The 16,879-nt window shown below is 60.2% G+C and carries 16 protein-coding genes and 1 pseudogene; 12 read left to right on the forward strand and 5 right to left on the reverse strand.

Annotated elements, in window-relative coordinates:
• The 3 genes from KQ940_RS03535 to KQ940_RS03545 form a co-directional block, all read right to left on the reverse strand.
• Positions 1–1,026: a Fe(3+) ABC transporter substrate-binding protein gene (locus KQ940_RS03535; protein WP_217411750.1), complete on the reverse strand. Its 1,026-nt coding sequence runs from the start codon at positions 1,024–1,026 to the stop codon at positions 1–3.
• A 166-nt stretch (positions 1,027–1,192) separates the two neighbouring features.
• On the reverse strand, positions 1,193–1,912 hold the full coding sequence (locus tag KQ940_RS03540; RefSeq protein ID WP_217411751.1) for a 16S rRNA (uracil(1498)-N(3))-methyltransferase: 720 nt from the start codon (positions 1,910–1,912) through the stop codon (positions 1,193–1,195).
• A 70-nt stretch (positions 1,913–1,982) separates the two neighbouring features.
• Complete coding sequence (locus tag KQ940_RS03545) at positions 1,983–3,698, reverse strand: sigma-54-dependent Fis family transcriptional regulator (RefSeq protein WP_217411753.1); 1,716 nt, start codon at positions 3,696–3,698, stop codon at positions 1,983–1,985.
• Between the two features lie 371 nt (positions 3,699–4,069).
• Between KQ940_RS03545 and KQ940_RS03550 the strand changes: the two genes are divergently transcribed.
• The 6 genes from KQ940_RS03550 to KQ940_RS03575 all read left to right on the forward strand — a co-directional run bounded on the left by KQ940_RS03550 (position 4,070) and on the right by KQ940_RS03575 (position 8,757).
• Complete coding sequence (locus tag KQ940_RS03550) at positions 4,070–4,375, forward strand: phenol hydroxylase subunit (RefSeq protein ID WP_217411755.1); 306 nt, start codon at positions 4,070–4,072, stop codon at positions 4,373–4,375.
• Between the two features lie 59 nt (positions 4,376–4,434).
• Positions 4,435–5,418, forward strand: coding sequence for an aromatic/alkene monooxygenase hydroxylase subunit beta (locus KQ940_RS03555; RefSeq protein WP_217411757.1), 984 nt, complete (start codon positions 4,435–4,437; stop codon positions 5,416–5,418).
• A gap of 11 nt (positions 5,419–5,429) precedes the next feature.
• On the forward strand, positions 5,430–5,699 hold the full coding sequence (locus KQ940_RS03560) for an MmoB/DmpM family protein (protein ID WP_217411759.1): 270 nt from the start codon (positions 5,430–5,432) through the stop codon (positions 5,697–5,699).
• Between the two features lie 30 nt (positions 5,700–5,729).
• Positions 5,730–7,232 (forward strand): aromatic/alkene/methane monooxygenase hydroxylase/oxygenase subunit alpha, encoded by a 1,503-nt coding sequence (locus tag KQ940_RS03565; protein WP_217411761.1) that lies wholly within the window; start codon positions 5,730–5,732, stop codon positions 7,230–7,232.
• 89 nt (positions 7,233–7,321) lie between these two features.
• Complete coding sequence (locus KQ940_RS03570; RefSeq protein WP_217411762.1) at positions 7,322–7,684, forward strand: phenol hydroxylase subunit P4; 363 nt, start codon at positions 7,322–7,324, stop codon at positions 7,682–7,684.
• Positions 7,685–7,695: 11 nt separating this feature from the next.
• Complete coding sequence (locus KQ940_RS03575; protein ID WP_217411765.1) at positions 7,696–8,757, forward strand: NADH:ubiquinone reductase (Na(+)-transporting) subunit F; 1,062 nt, start codon at positions 7,696–7,698, stop codon at positions 8,755–8,757.
• Between the two features lie 192 nt (positions 8,758–8,949).
• On the opposite strand, the gene KQ940_RS03580 is transcribed toward KQ940_RS03575, so the two are convergent.
• A complete protein-coding gene (locus tag KQ940_RS03580; RefSeq protein WP_217411767.1) occupies positions 8,950–10,659 on the reverse strand; it encodes a sigma-54-dependent Fis family transcriptional regulator in 1,710 nt (569 codons plus the stop codon).
• A 339-nt stretch (positions 10,660–10,998) separates the two neighbouring features.
• On the opposite strand from KQ940_RS03580, the gene KQ940_RS03585 reads away from it, so the two are divergent.
• Positions 10,999–11,376, forward strand: a complete 378-nt coding sequence (locus KQ940_RS03585; protein WP_217411768.1) for a 2Fe-2S iron-sulfur cluster-binding protein — start codon at positions 10,999–11,001, stop codon at positions 11,374–11,376.
• A gap of 17 nt (positions 11,377–11,393) precedes the next feature.
• Positions 11,394–12,317, forward strand: coding sequence for a catechol 2,3-dioxygenase (locus tag KQ940_RS03590; protein WP_217411770.1), 924 nt, complete (start codon positions 11,394–11,396; stop codon positions 12,315–12,317).
• Between the two features lie 75 nt (positions 12,318–12,392).
• Here KQ940_RS03590 and KQ940_RS03595 read toward each other — a convergent pair whose 3' ends face one another.
• Positions 12,393–12,980, reverse strand: a complete 588-nt coding sequence (locus tag KQ940_RS03595) for an antibiotic biosynthesis monooxygenase (RefSeq protein ID WP_217411773.1) — start codon at positions 12,978–12,980, stop codon at positions 12,393–12,395.
• A 136-nt stretch (positions 12,981–13,116) separates the two neighbouring features.
• On the opposite strand from KQ940_RS03595, the gene KQ940_RS03600 reads away from it, so the two are divergent.
• From KQ940_RS03600 to KQ940_RS03615, 4 genes and pseudogenes are all read left to right on the forward strand, one after another.
• Positions 13,117–14,007, forward strand: coding sequence for a LysR family transcriptional regulator (locus KQ940_RS03600; protein WP_217411775.1), 891 nt, complete (start codon positions 13,117–13,119; stop codon positions 14,005–14,007).
• A gap of 162 nt (positions 14,008–14,169) precedes the next feature.
• A complete protein-coding gene (locus tag KQ940_RS03605) occupies positions 14,170–15,630 on the forward strand; it encodes a 2-hydroxymuconic semialdehyde dehydrogenase (protein WP_217411777.1) in 1,461 nt (486 codons plus the stop codon).
• Between the two features lie 127 nt (positions 15,631–15,757).
• Entirely contained in the window at positions 15,758–16,543 is a 786-nt protein-coding gene (gene dmpE, locus KQ940_RS03610) for a 2-oxopent-4-enoate hydratase (RefSeq protein ID WP_217411779.1), read from the forward strand.
• Between the two features lie 16 nt (positions 16,544–16,559).
• A pseudogene (locus KQ940_RS03615) lies at positions 16,560–16,879 on the forward strand (acetaldehyde dehydrogenase (acetylating)); the annotation flags it as partial.

Consider the following 16,879-nt stretch of genomic DNA (forward strand, 5'->3'; position numbering starts at 1 on the left):
TCAGTTATCGAAACCCACCTTGTCGACCATCTTGGCGGCAGCGGCGCGCTGCTCGGCAACCTTGCCGAGGTTGATCTCGTCGCCCTTGAAGCCGCTCATGTGCTCCTTGAGCAGCGCGGACCAGGGAGTGTTAGGACGTACCGGAAACTCGAAGTTGGACTCGGCATAGATCTGCTGAGCCTTCTCCTCGGTGAGGAACTCGACCAGCTTGACCGCCGCTTCCGGATGCGGGGCGTACTTGGTCAGTGCCGCGCCGGAGATATTCATATGGGTGCCGCGACCATCCTGGTTCGGGAAGATCAGGTTGGCGGACGCCGCCCACTCCTTCTGTTCCGGCTCCTTCTCGTTGGTCGCCATCTTGCCGAAGTAGTAGCTGTTGCCCAGCGCCAGGTCGCACACGCCCTCCTTGATCGCCTTGACCTGGGCGCGGTCGTTACCCTGAGGCTTCTGCGCCAGGTTAGCCTTGACCCCTTCCAGCCACTGCTCCGCTTCCGCTTCGCCGTGATGCGCGATCATCGAGCCGATCAGCGACAGGTTGTAGGTGTGCTTGCCGCTGCGGGTGCAGATGCGGCCTTTCCATTTCGGATCGGTCAGATCTTCGTAGCTGGTGATCTCGCCCTCTTTCACGCGCTCCTTGGAGGCGTAGATGATACGGGCGCGGCTGGTCAGGCCGATCCACTTGCCATCTTCGGCACGAAAATGTGCAGGCACGTTGCGATCGATCACCTCGCTCTTGATCGGTGCGACCAGATCCCGTTCGACGGCATCGTGCAGCGGGCCGATATCGGCGGTGAGCAGCAGGTCAGCGGGGGTATTCTGGCCTTCGTTTTCAAGGCGCTCCAGCAGGCCCTTGTTGGCGAACACCACGTTGACCTTGATGCCGGTTTCCGCGGTGAACGCTTCCAGCAGCGGCTTGAGCAGGAACTCCTGACGGAATGAGTAAACATTGACCTCTTCGGCCTGAGCGGCCGAGCCAAGTGTGGAGCTGAGGATGGCGACTGATAGCAGGGCTTTACGAACTGTCATGCTTACTCTCCTGAATCGAAAACAACTTCACCGAGGTGCAGTGTTGAATTTATGTTAATAACTAAAGCTTAATGCGAATTGTTATCATTTTTCAGGAGTGTGTCAATCCAGTTGATTATGATTCTTATTTTCCATCTATTTCTATTCTTTGATGTAGATCAATGTCCTAATCGAAAACCGGGAAAAGTTTCGCCAACAGTACCGGTACTGCGGTTTCGACTCGCAATATACGCGGACCCAGGTGTATCGGGGAGAGTCCGGCCTCGATCAGCTTGTTCACTTCATACTGAATGAAACCGCCCTCCGGGCCGACCGCCAGCAGGGTCGGCTCATCGCTCGGTGCCGGGCAGGGCTCGGCGTTATAGGGGTGGGCAAGCAGTGCACGTTTGCCGGTAGCCAGCGCCGGCAGCTCATCTTCGACAAAGGGTTTGAAACGCTTGCGCAGGTGTACCTGCGGCAACTGCGTATCGCCGGCCTGCTCCAGACCCAGCAACAGCTGCTCGTGGATCGCTTCATCGGACAGCAGCGGGGAGCCCCAGTAGCTCTTGTCGACGCGGTAGGAGTTGATCAGCCAGATATCCTTGGCCCCCATGCTGGCCACGCTCTGCAGCGTGCGCTTGAGCATTTTCGGTCGCGGCAGTGCCAGAATCAGGCTCATCGGCAGTGCGGAAGGGGGCGCCTGATCGAAGCGCACGGACAGTTCGGCGCTGCTGCCATCGAGGCTGAGCAGCTCGCCCTGGCCGATCTCGCCATTGAGCATGCCGACCCTCAGGGTATCGCCCACCGCCGGTTGATGGACCTCCAGCATATGGGTCAGCCGTCGATCGCGCAGGATGACGCGGTCATCGGCAACAAAGTCGGCTGGTGTCAGCAGGATCAGGTTCATGCAGGGCGCTCCGCAGAGAGAGGCGGCGATAGTACCCGATACCGCCGCTGTTCTCATCTCCACTCGAGGTTTATTCCTCCAGTTTTTTCAACCGGTAGGCCAGCGCCGGCCGGGTCAGGCCCAGCTTGCGCGCCGCGGCCGAGATGTTGCCGTCGGTCTGCTCCATCGCGGTGCGGATCAGCTGCTCCTCAAGCTGATCCAGATTGAAGTTGTCGGTCAGCAGTCGCTCGCACAGGCCGGTATCGTCACCGCTCTCTGTCCCCAGCTGATTGTCACTGTCGTTATGGGTCAGACGTCCCTGGCGGTTGATGATATTGAGCGGATGGCTGGGCTCCAGCAGCGACGGGAACAGGGAGTCCAGATCGATGGTATGGTTGTTCTCGGCCAGGATCACGCCGCGCTCGATCATGTTCTCCAGCTCGCGGATATTACCGGGCCATTTATAGTGCATCAGCGCATCCATGGCGCGGTCGGATACCCCCAGCGTACGTTTGTTGTAGGAGTGGTGATACTTGTTCAGAAAGTGCTCCACCAACAGCGGTATATCCTCGCTACGGTCACGCAGCGGGGGGATATGTACCGGGTAGACATTGAGCCGGTAGAACAGGTCGGCGCGGAACTTGCCGGACTCCACCGCTTTCTCCAGATCCTCGTTGGCGGCGGCGACCACGCGCACGTCGATCCGGCGGGTGCGGGTATCGCCGACACGCTCCATCTCGCCCTCCTGCAGCACACGCAGCAGCGTGGCCTGGGCGCGGGGCGACAGCTCGACCACTTCGTCGAGGAAGATGGTGCCGCCGTTGGCGCGTTCGAAACGCCCCTCCCGTGACTGGGTGGCACCGGTATAGGCCCCTTTCTCGACGCCGAACAGCTCCGCTTCGATCAGGTCCGGCGGTATGCAGGCGCAGTTGACGGCAACGAAGGGCTTGTCGGCGCGATCGGAGCTCTGGTGCAGCCCCCTGGCTACTACCTCTTTGCCGACGCCCGTTTCGCCCTGCAGCAGCACCGTGACCTTACTGGTGGAGGCCTTGCGGATCAGCTGGCAGACATTACGGAAGGAACCCGAGCGGCCCACCGAATTGAACAGCAGATCCTCGTCGCGATCACCGCTCTTGACGCTATCGCGCAACTGGTTCAGCTCGCTCTGCAGCGCGAATAGCTCCTCGGCGATCGGGTCGGGCAGCAGGTCGCGCTCCAGCTCGGCGTGGTTCTCCCACTCCTCCAGCGGGCGTCCCTCGATACGGCAGTGGTCGGCGCCCATGCCGGCGCACTGGGTCTCCTTGAAGATGATCCGCCGGCTCATGTAATAGGTGGTATAGCCGCTGGCGTAGCCGATCAGCGTCCAGCAGATCGGGTGGTCGGCAACACCGAAATCCTGCAGGTGGACCTCCGCCTCATATGAGTCGAACCAGTCGAAAATACCGTGGAACTTGCCGCTATCGACATCGAAATCCAGCTCTACCGGTTCGACACGGACCATCCCCTTGATGTTGTGCAACTGGGGTCCGACGAAGAAGGCTTCGTTGGGTGGGGCGTTGGGGCGTACCTTCCTGACCAGCTCGGCATCCCGCCAGCCCGAGTGGTAGCCGAAGCGGATCAGAAAGCCGCGGGCGCGCTCAATGCCGAGCGACTCGACCAGCTCCTTGCGCAGCAGACCCATGACGCTGGAGTGGATCATCAGCATGCGCTGTTCATTGAACCAGATCTTGCCCTGTTCGCTGTCGAAGCGGATCTGCGACAACAGATCCGCCTGCTCGGGGAGATGGAGATCGTTCTGTATAGCCATTGTTGTATTTATACCGGCCAGGGCTCTCGACGGAGCGTTATTGGGACACTTTTTTATTCTTGAACGATTTTTACCGCTAATGGAAGAGGGACGTTTGGATGGGGACATCCACCCCCTTACAGATCATACGACCTAATCAAATGATTAAATATCCCCCGTTTCGGCTTGATCATATGCTTAGCCGGTCATGCTGATAGCAGCCTGAGGGTGATTGGTGCTGACCCGATGTCGGTACTGATCACCCTTTTTTATATCAATAAAAACAGCGGATTAGCCTCTGTTTGTGCTCATGTGAGCGTTTGATTTCGTTGTCTGGCACGGCTGTTGCGATAGAGGTGATGACAGCCACATCGACAACGAGAATAACAGCGATGAGCAAACCTACCCTCAGTCTAGCCGGTGGTACTGCAACCCAGGACCGCCCCTTCGATCCCCGGATCAAGTATGTCCGGGTGCGTAGCGAGCCTGGTACCCGCTTCGTCGAATTCGATTTCGCCATCGGCGACCCGAGCCTCTTTGTCGAACTGGTGCTGCCCCGTGCCGCGTTCGACAAATTCTGTGAGATCAACGCCGTCGAGCATATGAGCGCAGAACAGATGGCGGCCGTGGACAGCGAGATGGCGAAGTGGCGCTACGGCGAAGAGACGCTGATGGCGCATAACCACGGCCGTCACTGATGTTTAAACCGTGAACAACGACCACTCCGATAACAACAAATCAGCTGGGATAGAGTTCAATGACTATTGAGATCAAAACCTCCACGCTGGAGCCGGTTCGCAACACCTTCGCGCATATCGAGAAGCGCTTCGGTGACAAGCCGGCCACCCGCTACCAGGAAGCGACCTACGACGTTCAGGCCGAAACCAACTTCCACTACCGCCCCTACTGGGATCCCGAGCATGAGCTGAACGATCCGCGCCGCACCGCGCTGGTGATGGCCGACTGGTATGCGTTCAAGGATCCGCGCCAGTTCTACTACGGCACCTATGTGCAGCAGCGCGCGAAGATGCAGGAGAGCGCCGAGAGCAGCTATGCCTTCTTCGACAAGCGCAACCTGGTCGACCACCTCAGCGACGAGGTGAAGGCGCAGGTGATCCGTTACCTGGTGCCGCTACGCCATGTGGAGCACGCCGCCAACCTGAACAACATGTACGGCACCGCCTACGGCTATGGCACCGCGATCACCCAGGCGCTGCTGTTCGACGGCATGGACCGGCTCGGTGTGGCGCAGTACCTGTCGCGCATCGGTCTGCTGCTGGACGGCAACAGCGGCGATGCGCTGAATGAAGCCAAGCAGCTGTGGATGCAGGACCCGGTCTGGCAGGGGATGCGCGCGCTCTGTGAAGAGACCCTGGTGACCAAGGACTGGTTCGAGCTGTTCCTGGCCCAGGATCTGGTGATCGACACCCTGGTCAGCGAGCTGTTCTACAACCAGCTGGACCGGAAGCTGAGCGCCGAGGGCGGCCAGGATATCGCCATGCTGACCGAGTTCATGCAGGAGTGGAGCAAGGATACCGAGCGCTGGGTGGATGCGGTGATCAAGACCGCCGCTGCCGAGTCCGATGCCAACCGGGCGCTGATGGCGGGCTGGATCGAGCGCTGGCGCGGCAAGGCCGCCGAAGCGCTGGCGCCGCTGGCCGAGGAGATGCTGGGAGAGGGGGCGCTGAACGAGGCGCTGGCGGTACTCGACAAACGTGTGGCGAAAGCCGGAATCCGGTAAGGAGCAGCTCCATGTCAAAGGTTTATATCGCACTGCAGGACAACGACGTGTCCCGCTACATCGTCGAAGCGATCGAAGAGGACAACCCGGAGGTCCGCGTGATCCACAACCCGGCGATGATCCGCATCGAAGCCGAGGGTTACCTGGTGGTCAAGCGTGAAACCGTCGAGGAGAAGCTGGGCCGTGACTGGGAGGTGCCGGAGCTGCACCTGAACCTGATCACCCTGGGCGGCAACGTCGATGAAGACGACGACCAGCTGAGCCTGTCCTGGAACTCCTGATCCACATACAGAATAAGAAGGTAGATCACAATGGCCGCGAAAAAACTGAGCCTGAAAGACAAATACAGCCTGCTGACGCGGGACCTGGACTGGGAGTTCTCCTACCAGGATCGCAAAGAGGCGTTCCCGTTCGAAGCGTTCGAGGGGATCAAGATCACCGACTGGTCGAAGTGGGAGGACCCCTTCCGCCTGACCATGGATGCCTACTGGAAATACCAGGCGGAGAAGGAGAAGAAGCTCTATGCCATCTTCGACGCCTTCGCCCAGAACAACGGTCAGCTCAACGTCTCCGATCCGCGTTACGTCAACGCGATCAAACTGTTCCTGACCGGTATCTCGCCGCAGGAGTACCAGGCGCACCAGGGCTTCGCCCATATCGGTCGCCAGTACGGCGGAGTCGGCGCCCGCGTGGCCTGTCAGATGCAGTCGCTGGACGAGTTGCGTCACGTGCAGACCCAGGTGCACGCGATGAGCCATTACAACAAGTTCTTCGATGGCTTCCAGAACTGGTCGCACATGCAGGACCGGGTCTGGTACCTGTCGGTGCCGACCTCCTTCTTCCACGACGCGCGCAGTGCAGGTCCCTTCGAGTTCCTGGTCGCCATCGGTTTCAGCTTCGAGTACGTGCTGACCAACCTGCTGTTCGTGCCGTTCATGTCCGGCGCCGCCTACAACGGCGACATGGCCACGGTGACCTTCGGCTTCTCGGCCCAGTCCGACGAGGCGCGCCACATGACCCTTGGGCTGGAGGTGATCAAGTTCCTGCTCGAGCAGCATGAGGACAACGTGCCGATCGTGCAGAAGTGGATCGACAAGTGGTTCTGGCGCGGTACCCGCCTGCTCAGCCTGGTCGGCATGATGATGGACTACATGCTGCCGAACAAGGTGATGAGCTGGCAGGAGGCCTGGGAGATCTACTTCGAGGAGGCCGGCGGCGCGCTGTTCAAGGACTTGGCCCGCTACGGCATCACCATGCCGAAGTATGCCGAACTGGTCGAGAAGGAGAAGGAGCACGTCTCGCACCAGACCTGGTGGACCTTCTACACCCACGGTCATGCCGCCGGTTTCCACACCTGGATCCCCACCGACGAAGAGATGGACTGGCTCAGCGAGAAGTACCCCAACACCTTCGACAAGTACTACCGCCCGCGCTGGGAGCTGGCGCGCAAGCTGGAGGCCGAGGGCAAACGCTTCTACACCAAGGCGCTGCCGCAGCTGTGCACCACCTGCCAGATCCCGATGCTGTTCACCGAGATGGATGATCCGACCCAGATCTCCTATCGCGACACCGTCTACAAGGGCGAGCGTTACCACTTCTGCTCCGACGGCTGCTGCGACATCTTCAAGGACGAGCCGGAGAAGTATGTGCAGTCCTGGTTGCCGGTGCACCAGATCTTCCAGGGCAACTGCGGCGGGCCCGGCGTCGAGCAGGTGCTGGGCGAGTACTACAAGATGAACCTGGGCGCCGACAACCTGGATATCAAGGGCTCGCCGGACGAGAAGCGGTGGAAGCAGTGGAAGGGTGTCGCATAACACCCGCTTGGCCACTGATCCGGTATCGCTAACAACCGGGGGCGGAGTTATCCACAGTGATATCAGCCCCCGCTATGAGGATAAGAATAATGCCAGTACATGCTTATACCCCCGATTACAGCGGCGAGGTGCGTGACCGCGTCGAGAATTTCCACGGCAACCAGATCGTCTACCTGGGCTGGGACCATCACCTGATGTTCTGCGCCGCCTTCGCTTTCCCGGTGCCGCCGACGCTGACCTTTCGCCAGCTGCGCGACGAGGTGATGGTTGAAGCATTCGAGCCACACCCCGAGTGGACACAGATCGACTGGGAGCGCACCACCTGGCTGCTCAATGGCCAGGCGTTCGAGCCGCAGCCGGATGTGGCGCTGATCGATCAGGGGATCGACCATAAATCCCTGTTGCGTTTCCAGACTCCGGACCTGAAAGGCTTTCAGGACGCCGGTGTCTGAAGGAGGCGGTTATGAGTTATGAAGTGACCATTGAACCCACCGGCGACGTGATCGAGGTGGAAGAGGGGCAGACCATCCTCGATGCCGCCCTGCGTCAGGGCGTCTGGCTGCCCTTCGCCTGCGGCCACGGCACCTGCGCCACCTGCAAGGTGCAGGTGCTGGAGGGCGAGGCCGATGTCGGCAACGCCTCGCCCTTTGCGCTGATGGACATGGAGCGAGACGAGGGCAAGGTACTGGCCTGCTGCGCGATGCCGGAATCGGACATGTGCATCGAAGCGGATATCGATGTGGATCCCGATTTTGCAGGCTTCCCGGTGCGTGATTTCGTCGGCACTGTGACCGAGATCCGTGACCTGTCCCCGACCATCAAGGGGATCTGGTTCAAGCTGGATCGTGGTATGGAGTTCCAGGCCGGGCAGTATATCAACCTGCGCATCCCGGGAGTGGAGGGCACCCGTGCCTTCTCCATCGCCAACAAACCCAGCGACAGCGACAGGCTTGAGCTGCACGTACGCAAGGTGGAGGGCGGTGCCGGCACCACCTGGCTGCATGAGATGCTGCAGGTCGGGGATACGCTTGACGTGTCCGGCCCCTACGGCCAGTTCTTCGTACGCAAGTCCGACGATCAGGACGCGATCTTCATCGCCGGCGGCTCCGGTCTGTCCAGTCCGCAGTCGATGATCCTGGATCTGCTGGAGCAGGGCGACGGTCGCCAGATCTACCTGTTCCAGGGCGCGCGCAATGTGGCCGAGCTGTACAACCGGGAGATCTTCGAAGCGCTGGCGCAACAGCACGCCAACTTCCACTATATCCCGGCGTTGAACGCCCCATTGCCGGAGGAGAAGTGGGAGGGGTTCACCGGCTACGTGCATGAAGCGGTCAAGGCGCACTTCGACAACCGCTTCAGCGGCCACAAGGCCTACCTGTGCGGGCCGCCGCCGATGATCGATGCGGCGATCACCACACTGATGCAGGGACGGCTGTTCGAGCGCGATATCCATATGGAGCGCTTCTTTAACGCCGCCGATGGTGCAGAAGACCAGCCGCGTTCGGCACTGTTTAAGCGGATCTGATGAAAACAGGCTGACCGCCATACTGGCTGACCGGACGTGGTACAGCTTTGCGGGACCTTCCACGGCCATGGATGGCCGTGGAGAGCGTACAGGGAGGTATTCACAGCGTGTCCCGTGAAGCTGTACCACGTCCGGTTTGGCACAGAGACTGCGTTTTAACCCACACTCAAAAGCCCCTCCTGACCTTTCTTCCTAAACGCTTTCCTGTGCGCAATCATGCTTCTTCATCCGGTAGGCGAAGGCGGGGCGGCTTAGACCCAGCACCCGCGCCGCCTTCGATACCACCTGATCGTTGCGCGACAGGGCGCGGTCGATCATCAGTTGCTCCACCTCCTCCAGGCCGATACCGGCATCCAGCAGCTGGTCGATCAGCCGATTCTGGTCGGCGGGCTCGCTGCCGCTGCGGGTAATACGGCCTTTGTCATTCAGGTAGGCCACCGGTGGCTGCGGAGCCTCCAGCGAAGGGAAGAAACAGCCGACGTCGATGGCGCGGTTGTTGTCGGTCAGGATCACGCCGCGCTCGATCATGTTCTCCAGCTCACGGATATTGCCGGGCCAGTGGTAGCTCATCAGCGCCTGCTGAGCCCGGTCGGTGATACCGAGAGTGCGCTTGTTGTACTGGGTCTGGTAGCGTTCCAGAAAGTGCTCGACCAACGGGGCGATATCCTCGCGCCGCTCGCGCAGTGGCGGGATCTGTACCGGGAACACGTTGAGACGAAAGAACAGGTCGGCGCGGAAGCGGCCCTCGCGCACCGCCTGCTGCAGATTTTCGTTGGTAGCGGCCACCACGCGCACGTTCAGCGTACGGGTACGATTGTCGCCGACGCGCTCGAACTCGCCCTCCTGCAGCACGCGCAGCAGTGAGGCTTGCGCCCGCGGCGACAGTTCGATCACCTCGTCGAGGAAGATGGTGCCGCCATCGGCGCGCTCGAACTTGCCCTCTCGGCTCTGGGTGGCGCCGGTGTAGGCGCCCTTCTCGACACCGAACAGCTCCGCTTCGATCAGGTCCGGCGGAATGCAAGCGCAGTTGACGGCGATAAACGGTTCGCCGGCGCGCTCGCTGTTGCGGTGGATCTGCCGTGCCAGCACCTCCTTGCCGACGCCGGTTTCGCCCTGCAGCAGAATGGTGACCCGGCTGCTGGCGGCCTTGTCGAGCAGCGCGCAGATCTGCCGAAAACCGGGTGAGCGGCCGACGCTGAACGGCGCCTGTCGTGCCGCACCCTCACGTTCGTAGTGCTTGCGCAGGCAACTGATCTGGCTCTTCAGTACCGCGATCTCGTTGATGATCGGATCCGGAACCAGGTAACGCTCCAGCTCCTCTCGGTCCTCCCACTCCTCGGCGGGCTTGCCGATATTGACGCAGTGGGAGTGGCCGGTGGCCATGCATTGGGTCTCCTTGAACAGGATCTGGCGGCCCATGTAATAGCTGGTATAGCCGCTGGCGTAACCGAGCAGGGTCCAGCACACTCCCTCGTCGCTGTGGCCATACTCGGCGACATGGTGCTCGCCCTCCCAGGAGTCGTACCAGTCGAACTCGCCGTAGTAGGCGCCGGACTCGATATCGAACTCCAGCTTGATCGGCTTGCAGTTCACCATCCCCTCCAGCTTGTGCAACTGGGGGCCGACGACGAAGGAGTCGTTGGTGTTAAGGTCCGGTCTTACCCGTTTGGCCAGCTCGGCATCGCGCCGCCCTGACTCGTAACCAAAGCGCATCAGAATACCCTTGGCGCGATGCCAGCCCAGGCTTTCGAGCAGCTCCCGGCGCAAACCGCCCAGTACGTTGGCATGGATCATCAGCATGCGACTCTCATGCATCCAGATCTTGCCGGAATCGGGATCGAACAGGATCTGGTGTTCCAGGTCGTCGCTATCGGGGATGGGAAGCGGGGTACGAATATTCATCTAGGCTCGTCTTTTTTATAAGTGAGTGAAAAAGCCTGCATATCCTTTGTCCACCGATTAAGCATATCGTTAATGGGGTCTTCCCGGTTGATGATTTCGTTAATCAAATGCGGGAATTGATGATCCCATAACCAGAATATTGCCCTCCTGCTCGCGTCGTTATTTCTAATAAACATCATTTAAAACAATCGGTTGTCTGTTTTTTTATTTTACCCCTGCCGGCGTCTCCGCTTTGGCATATGCGTTGCTCTCTAATTGGTAGAAAGCCGAAGATGCACAAAACTCCAGGCATATGCCTTAGATCATCTTGTGCATTCCAAAATAACAACAGGCAGAGATATGAGCAGTCAGATCGGAAACCCGGCAGTGCATGCCGACATGCATCAGGTTCACGTGCAGGATGAGGAGGTCCGGTTCAAGGCATCCTCGGCGGTGAACCTGCTGGTGGCGATGGAGCAGGCCCGCGAGAGCGTGATCGGTATCGGCTGTCGTGGCGGCGGTTGCGGCAAGTGCCGTATCCGCGTGCTCGATGGTGACTACGAGACCAAGCGCATGAGCCGTGCCTGGGTCACCGAGGAGGATGAGGCCCAGGGCATAGTGCTGGCGTGTCGCATCTTCGCGCGTAGTGATCTGACCATTATCGCCGAACCCCTACCGATGGCCTACGGCTACCAGCCCGGCCGCCCCTCAAGCCTTAAACAGGCAGAATTAAAATAACGACAGGAATAGCAGAGATGAAAAAAGGTGTAATGCGTCCCGGCCACATTCAACTGCGTGTGCTCGATATGGAGGAGGCGGTAGCCCATTACCGCGACCTGCTCGGACTTATCGAGGTGGATCGCGACGATCAGGGCCGGGTCTATCTGAAAGGCTGGACCGAGGTGGACAAGTTCTCCGTCGTGCTGCGTGAAGCGGACTCCGCGGGCATGGACTTCGTCGGTTACAAGTGTGTCAACGAAGGTGTCGTCGAAAGCCTGCGTCAGGAGCTGATCGAGTACGGCTGCAAGGTGGAAGACATTCCGGCGGGCGAGCTCAACGGCTGCGGCCGCCGTGTACGCTTCGACTCGCCCACCGGTCACCTGTTCGAGATCTACGCCACCAAGGAGCAGACCGGCAAGTGGGAGGTGGGTAACCGCAACCCCGAGGCCTGGCCGCGCAACCTGACCGGCATGAAGGCGACCCGCTTCGACCACTGCCTGCTGTATGGTCCCAATATCGCCGGCACCATCGACCTGTTCCGCGAGGTGCTGGGCTTCGATCTGGCCGAGCAGGTGCTGGACGGCGAAGGCACCCGCCTGGCCGGCTTCCTCACCTCCAGCATGAAGGCGCACGACGTGGCCTTTATCGAACATCCGGAGCCGGGCAAGCTGCACCATGCCTCGTTCTATCTGGAGACCTGGGAGGATGTGCTGCGTGCCGCGGACCTGATCTCGATGACCGATACCTCCATCGATATCGGCCCCACCCGTCACGGCCTGACCCATGGCAAAACGATCTACTTCTTCGACCCCTCCGGTAACCGTTCCGAAGTATTCGCCGGCGGCGATTACCACTACCCGGACCACGAGCCGGTGACCTGGGACGCGGAGCAGCTGGGCAAGGCGATCTTCTACCATGATCGGGTGCTGAACGAGCGCTTCCTGACCGTGCTGACCTGATCGCGGTCAGGCAAAAGAAAACCCCGCGTGGCCCAGGCTACGCGGGGTTTTCGGTTTTATGGGGCCGGGCGGTGCTCAGCGCACGTCGCGCTCCCGCTTCGGGAACAGCCAGAACGCGAACCAGCGGGTGAACCTGGGCATCAGCAGGTAGGACATCGCCACCATCACCACCGCGGTGACGATCAGCGTGCGCAGCAGCAACGGGACCTGCGCCAGCTGTTCGCCGAACAGGAAAAAGATCAGCGTCACGGTGGGGTAGAGCGCCAGCCAACTGACGATGGTCATCTTGTACTTGGGCGGCGGCTGCACCGGGTTCTGCCCCGGCAGGGTGAACCAGGTGACGATCCCTTCGGTGACCTCGCGCTTGGTCGGCGTGACCAGCAGCGGTTCGATCTGCCTCAGCAGCTCGTTGCGCTCCTCCGAGCGATCCCAGGCCTCCAGATCCTGACGCGTCGCAAAGTGGAAAATGATGCGGTACTCGGGATCGCTGGCATCGGCCGGGCGGAACATGTTGGCAGCCAGGTAACCGGCAAAATGGGAAGCGCGCTCGGTCATTGCCGAACTGAGCCGCTCGAACGCCTGCTCCTGGCCCTTGATTACCCGCCGCGAGATCACCACGGTGACCCCTTCGTCCCTGTTCTGTTGCATGATGTCGCTATTCATTGCTCGTTTCCCGGTCTGGGTAGGGTGGAGGGCCGTTAAGCGCCCTCTGTGGTATAAGGTGTGACTGGGGTTAATAATAAAAGTGGCTGTGGTTTTATCCACAGCTGTGCCGGGAAGCTGTAATTCCATTATTGGAGTGAGTGTGAACTATCAGGATCTGTACTACTTCATCAAGGTGGTGGAAAAGGGCAGCCTCGTTGCGGCGGCCAAGTATCTGGATATCCCCACCTCGACCCTGAGCCGTCGTATGCAGGCGTTCGAGCAGGAGCTGGGATACAAGCTGATCCACCGCAGCGCGAAGAAGTTCGGCCTGACCGAATCGGGGCAGCGCTTTTACAGCTCGCTGTCGGGGGTTATCACCGAGCTGGAAACCCGGGTCGAGGATGTGAACAGCGAGCTCTCCTCCCTGTCCGGCGATATCAAGGTCACAGCGCCGGTCAGCTTCGGCCACTACTACGTCAAGGAGTGGGTGTTCGAGTTCATGGAGCAGAATCCGAAGATCTCGGTGGAGATGTTCCTCAGCAACGAGAACGTGGACCTGGTCAAGAACAGTATCGATATCGCCTTCCGCCTCGGCGAGGTGACGCTGAACGACTGGGTGTCACGGTCGTTGTTCGACAGCGCCATGGTGATGTGTGCAAAGCCCAGCCTGATCGAGCAGTTTGGCGAACCCCGAACGCCTGAGGATCTGGCCAGGCTGCCGCTGATCGTGCTGAAACGCACGGCGTTCTGGCGTTTCCATGATCGCGACGGACACGCGGTAACCTATACCCCCAAGGCGCACCTGCGCACCGATGAGATCATGTTCGCCAAGGAGGCGGTCAAGCGTGGCATCGGCGCCGCCTGCCTGCCTCGCTATGTGGTGAACAATGCGCTGGAGAGTGGCGAGATCCGCTCCCTGCTCGACGACTGGTCGCTGCAGAGCAAACCGGTGCAGATCATGTACCCTCACCGCGAGAGCCTGCCGGTGAAGACCCGCGCTTTTATCGATTTCGTGATCGATAAGGTGCGGGAAAGCGGTTACTGATTACACCGAAAACAGGGCTGCGCTGCAGATCCCATTTTTATCGCGGTTCCCCGGCAGATGCTCCCATGGATGGGAACATCTGATCTCGTTTTTGTCCCTTCTCTCTCAAAAGTGCATCGCTATACTCGAAAGCATCAAGTCTTCGGGTGAAGAGGCACAACAATGAAAGAGTTCAAACATTTTATTAACGGCGAATACTCCGCCTCCATCAGCGGCAAGACTTTTGAGAACCGCTGCCCGGTCGACAACAGTCTGATCGGTATGGTCCATGAAGCGGGCCGCGAAGAGGTGGATGCCGCCGTTAAAGCTGCCAAGGCCGCCCTGAAAGGGCCCTGGGGCAAGATGACTCAGGCGCAACGTACCGCGCTGCTGAATAAAGTGGCTGACCGGATCAACGAGCGATTTGAAGAGTTTCTCGAGGCCGAGTGCCGCGATACCGGTAAGCCACGCTCTATTGCCAGCCACATCGATATCCCCCGTGGCGCGTCCAACTTCAAAGCGTTCTCCGAGACCCTGGCCAACCACCCGACCGAAGGCTTCCGCCTGGATACACCGGACGGCAAGGGCGCGCTGAACGTGGGTCACCGTACACCCAAGGGTGTGATCGCGGTGATCTCGCCGTGGAATCTGCCGCTGCTGCTGATGACCTGGAAAGTGGGTCCGGCACTGGCCTGCGGTAACACCGTGGTGGTCAAGCCCTCCGAAGAGACTCCGGCCACTACCACGCTGCTCGGCGAGGTGATGAACGAGTGCGGCGTACCGGCCGGTGTGTTCAACGTGGTGCACGGCTTCGGTCCCGACTCCGCCGGTGAGTTCCTCACCACCCATCCGCTGGTGGATGCGATCACCTTCACCGGTGAGACCCGTACCGGTGAGGCGATCATGAAGGCGGCGGCGGTCGGTCTGCGCAACATCTCGCTGGAGTGTGGCGGCAAGAACCCGGGTATCGTGTTTGCCGACTGCGATATCGAGAAGGCGGTGGAGGGCACCATGCGCTCCGCGTTCGTCAACTGCGGCCAGGTCTGCCTGGGTACCGAGCGCGTTTACGTCGAACGTCCGATCTTCGATAAATTCCTCGCCCGCATGAAGGAGGAGGTGGCCAAGCTCAAGCTGGGCCGTCCGGAAGATAAGGAGGCCAACTTCGGTCCGCTGGTCAGCCTCGAACACCGTGAGAAGGTCAAGTACTACTACGATCTGGCGGTGGAAGAGGGTGCCACTGTCGAGATCGGTGGCGGAATCCCGGATATGGGTGCCGAGTTGAATGGCGGTGCCTGGATCGAGCCAACTATCTGGACCGGTCTGTCAGACGATGCCCGCGTGATTCGCGAAGAGATCTTCGGCCCCTGCTGCCATATTCGCCCCTTCGATTCCGAAGAGGAGGTGATCGAGCTGGCCAACGATACCCACTACGGCCTGTGTGCCGCGATCTGGACCGAGAACTCTGCCCGTGCCGTGCGCGTCGCCGAGCAGATGGAAGCGGGTCTGGTGTGGATCAACTCCTGGTTCCTGCGCGACCTGCGTACCGCCTTCGGTGGTGCCAAGCAGTCCGGTATCGGTCGCGAGGGCGGTGTGCACGGCCTCGAGTTCTACACCGAGCTGAAGAACATCTGCATCAAGCTCTGATCCTGTAACTCATTGATTGGGAACGTGGTTTTCCACGCGCCCTGGGCAGACTCAGCCTGAATTCAGGATTTGGATAAAAAATGATCAATTCAGACACTCCCAATTCAGACATAGAAGAAGAGCGCTTATGGATACCCAACTGATACAAGCCTGCGGTGACGAGCTCTACGACGCTCTGACCAATCGCACCACGCTGCGCCCGTTCACCGAGCGTTTCAACGACATCAGCATCGAAGATGCCTACCACATCTCCCTGCGCATGATTGAACGCCGCGTCCAGGCCGGCGAGAGGATCATCGGCAAGAAGATCGGTGTCACCTCCAAGGCGGTGCAGAACATGCTTAACGTGCACCAGCCGGACTTCGGCTACCTGACCGACAAAATGGCGTACAGCCAGGGCCAGGAGATGCCGATCAGCGAGCTGCTGATCCAGCCCAAGGCCGAGGGTGAGATCGCCTTCATCCTGAAGAAGGATCTGATCGGTCCCGGGATCACCAACGCCGATGTGCTGGCCGCTACCGAGTGCGTCATGCCCTGCTTCGAGATCGTCGATTCCCGCATCGAGAACTGGCAGATCAAGATCCAGGACACCGTGGCGGACAACGCCTCCTGCGGTCTGTTCGTACTGGGCGACTCGGCGGTCGACCCGCGCAAGGTGGATCTGTCCACCTGCGGCATGGTGGTGGAGAAGAACGGTTCGCTGCTCTCTACCGGTGCCGGCGCCGCGGCGCTGGGCAGCCCGGTCAACTGCGTGGCCTGGCTGGCCAACACCTTAGGAACGTTCGGAATTCCGCTGAAGGCGGGGGAGGTGATCCTGTCCGGTTCACTGGTGCCGCTGGAGCCGGTCAAGGCGGGTGATTTCATGAGCGTGTCCATCGGCGGTATGGGTACCGCGTCCGTACGCTTCGTCTGAATCTGAGGAAACAACCATGAGTAAAAAACTGAAAGCGGTCATTATCGGCCCCGGTAACATCGGCACCGACCTGCTGATGAAGATGAAGCGCTCCGAGTGGATCGAGCCGGTGTGGATGGTCGGTATCGACCCGGAGTCCGAGGGCTTGAAGCGCGCCCGCGAGATGGGGATCAAGACCTGCGCCGAGGGCGTCGACGGTATCCTCAAGCATGTGGTCGAGGACGATATCCGCATCGCCTTCGATGCCACCTCCGCCTATGTCCATGCCGAGAACAGCCGCAAGCTCAATGAGCTCGGCGTGATCATGATCGACCTGACCCCGGCCGCCATCGGCCC

Source organism: Marinobacterium ramblicola, assembly GCF_019084545.1.
Taxonomy (GTDB): domain Bacteria; phylum Pseudomonadota; class Gammaproteobacteria; order Pseudomonadales; family Balneatricaceae; genus Marinobacterium_D; species Marinobacterium_D ramblicola.

What these genes read in the sequence shown, in the direction of transcription:
- KQ940_RS03535 (WP_217411750.1), bottom strand. Translation starts at nt 1,026, where the DNA reads ATGACAGTTCGTAAAGCCCTGCTATCAGTCGCCATCCTCAGCTCCACA.
- KQ940_RS03540 (WP_217411751.1), bottom strand. Translation starts at nt 1,912, where the DNA reads ATGAACCTGATCCTGCTGACACCAGCCGACTTTGTTGCCGATGACCGC.
- KQ940_RS03545 (WP_217411753.1), bottom strand. Translation starts at nt 3,698, where the DNA reads ATGGCTATACAGAACGATCTCCATCTCCCCGAGCAGGCGGATCTGTTG.
- KQ940_RS03550 (WP_217411755.1), top strand. Translation starts at nt 4,070, where the DNA reads ATGAGCAAACCTACCCTCAGTCTAGCCGGTGGTACTGCAACCCAGGAC.
- KQ940_RS03555 (WP_217411757.1), top strand. Translation starts at nt 4,435, where the DNA reads ATGACTATTGAGATCAAAACCTCCACGCTGGAGCCGGTTCGCAACACC.
- KQ940_RS03560 (WP_217411759.1), top strand. Translation starts at nt 5,430, where the DNA reads ATGTCAAAGGTTTATATCGCACTGCAGGACAACGACGTGTCCCGCTAC.
- KQ940_RS03565 (WP_217411761.1), top strand. Translation starts at nt 5,730, where the DNA reads ATGGCCGCGAAAAAACTGAGCCTGAAAGACAAATACAGCCTGCTGACG.
- KQ940_RS03570 (WP_217411762.1), top strand. Translation starts at nt 7,322, where the DNA reads ATGCCAGTACATGCTTATACCCCCGATTACAGCGGCGAGGTGCGTGAC.
- KQ940_RS03575 (WP_217411765.1), top strand. Translation starts at nt 7,696, where the DNA reads ATGAGTTATGAAGTGACCATTGAACCCACCGGCGACGTGATCGAGGTG.
- KQ940_RS03580 (WP_217411767.1), bottom strand. Translation starts at nt 10,659, where the DNA reads ATGAATATTCGTACCCCGCTTCCCATCCCCGATAGCGACGACCTGGAA.
- KQ940_RS03585 (WP_217411768.1), top strand. Translation starts at nt 10,999, where the DNA reads ATGAGCAGTCAGATCGGAAACCCGGCAGTGCATGCCGACATGCATCAG.
- KQ940_RS03590 (WP_217411770.1), top strand. Translation starts at nt 11,394, where the DNA reads ATGAAAAAAGGTGTAATGCGTCCCGGCCACATTCAACTGCGTGTGCTC.
- KQ940_RS03595 (WP_217411773.1), bottom strand. Translation starts at nt 12,980, where the DNA reads ATGAATAGCGACATCATGCAACAGAACAGGGACGAAGGGGTCACCGTG.
- KQ940_RS03605 (WP_217411777.1), top strand. Translation starts at nt 14,170, where the DNA reads ATGAAAGAGTTCAAACATTTTATTAACGGCGAATACTCCGCCTCCATC.
- dmpE (WP_217411779.1), top strand. Translation starts at nt 15,758, where the DNA reads ATGGATACCCAACTGATACAAGCCTGCGGTGACGAGCTCTACGACGCT.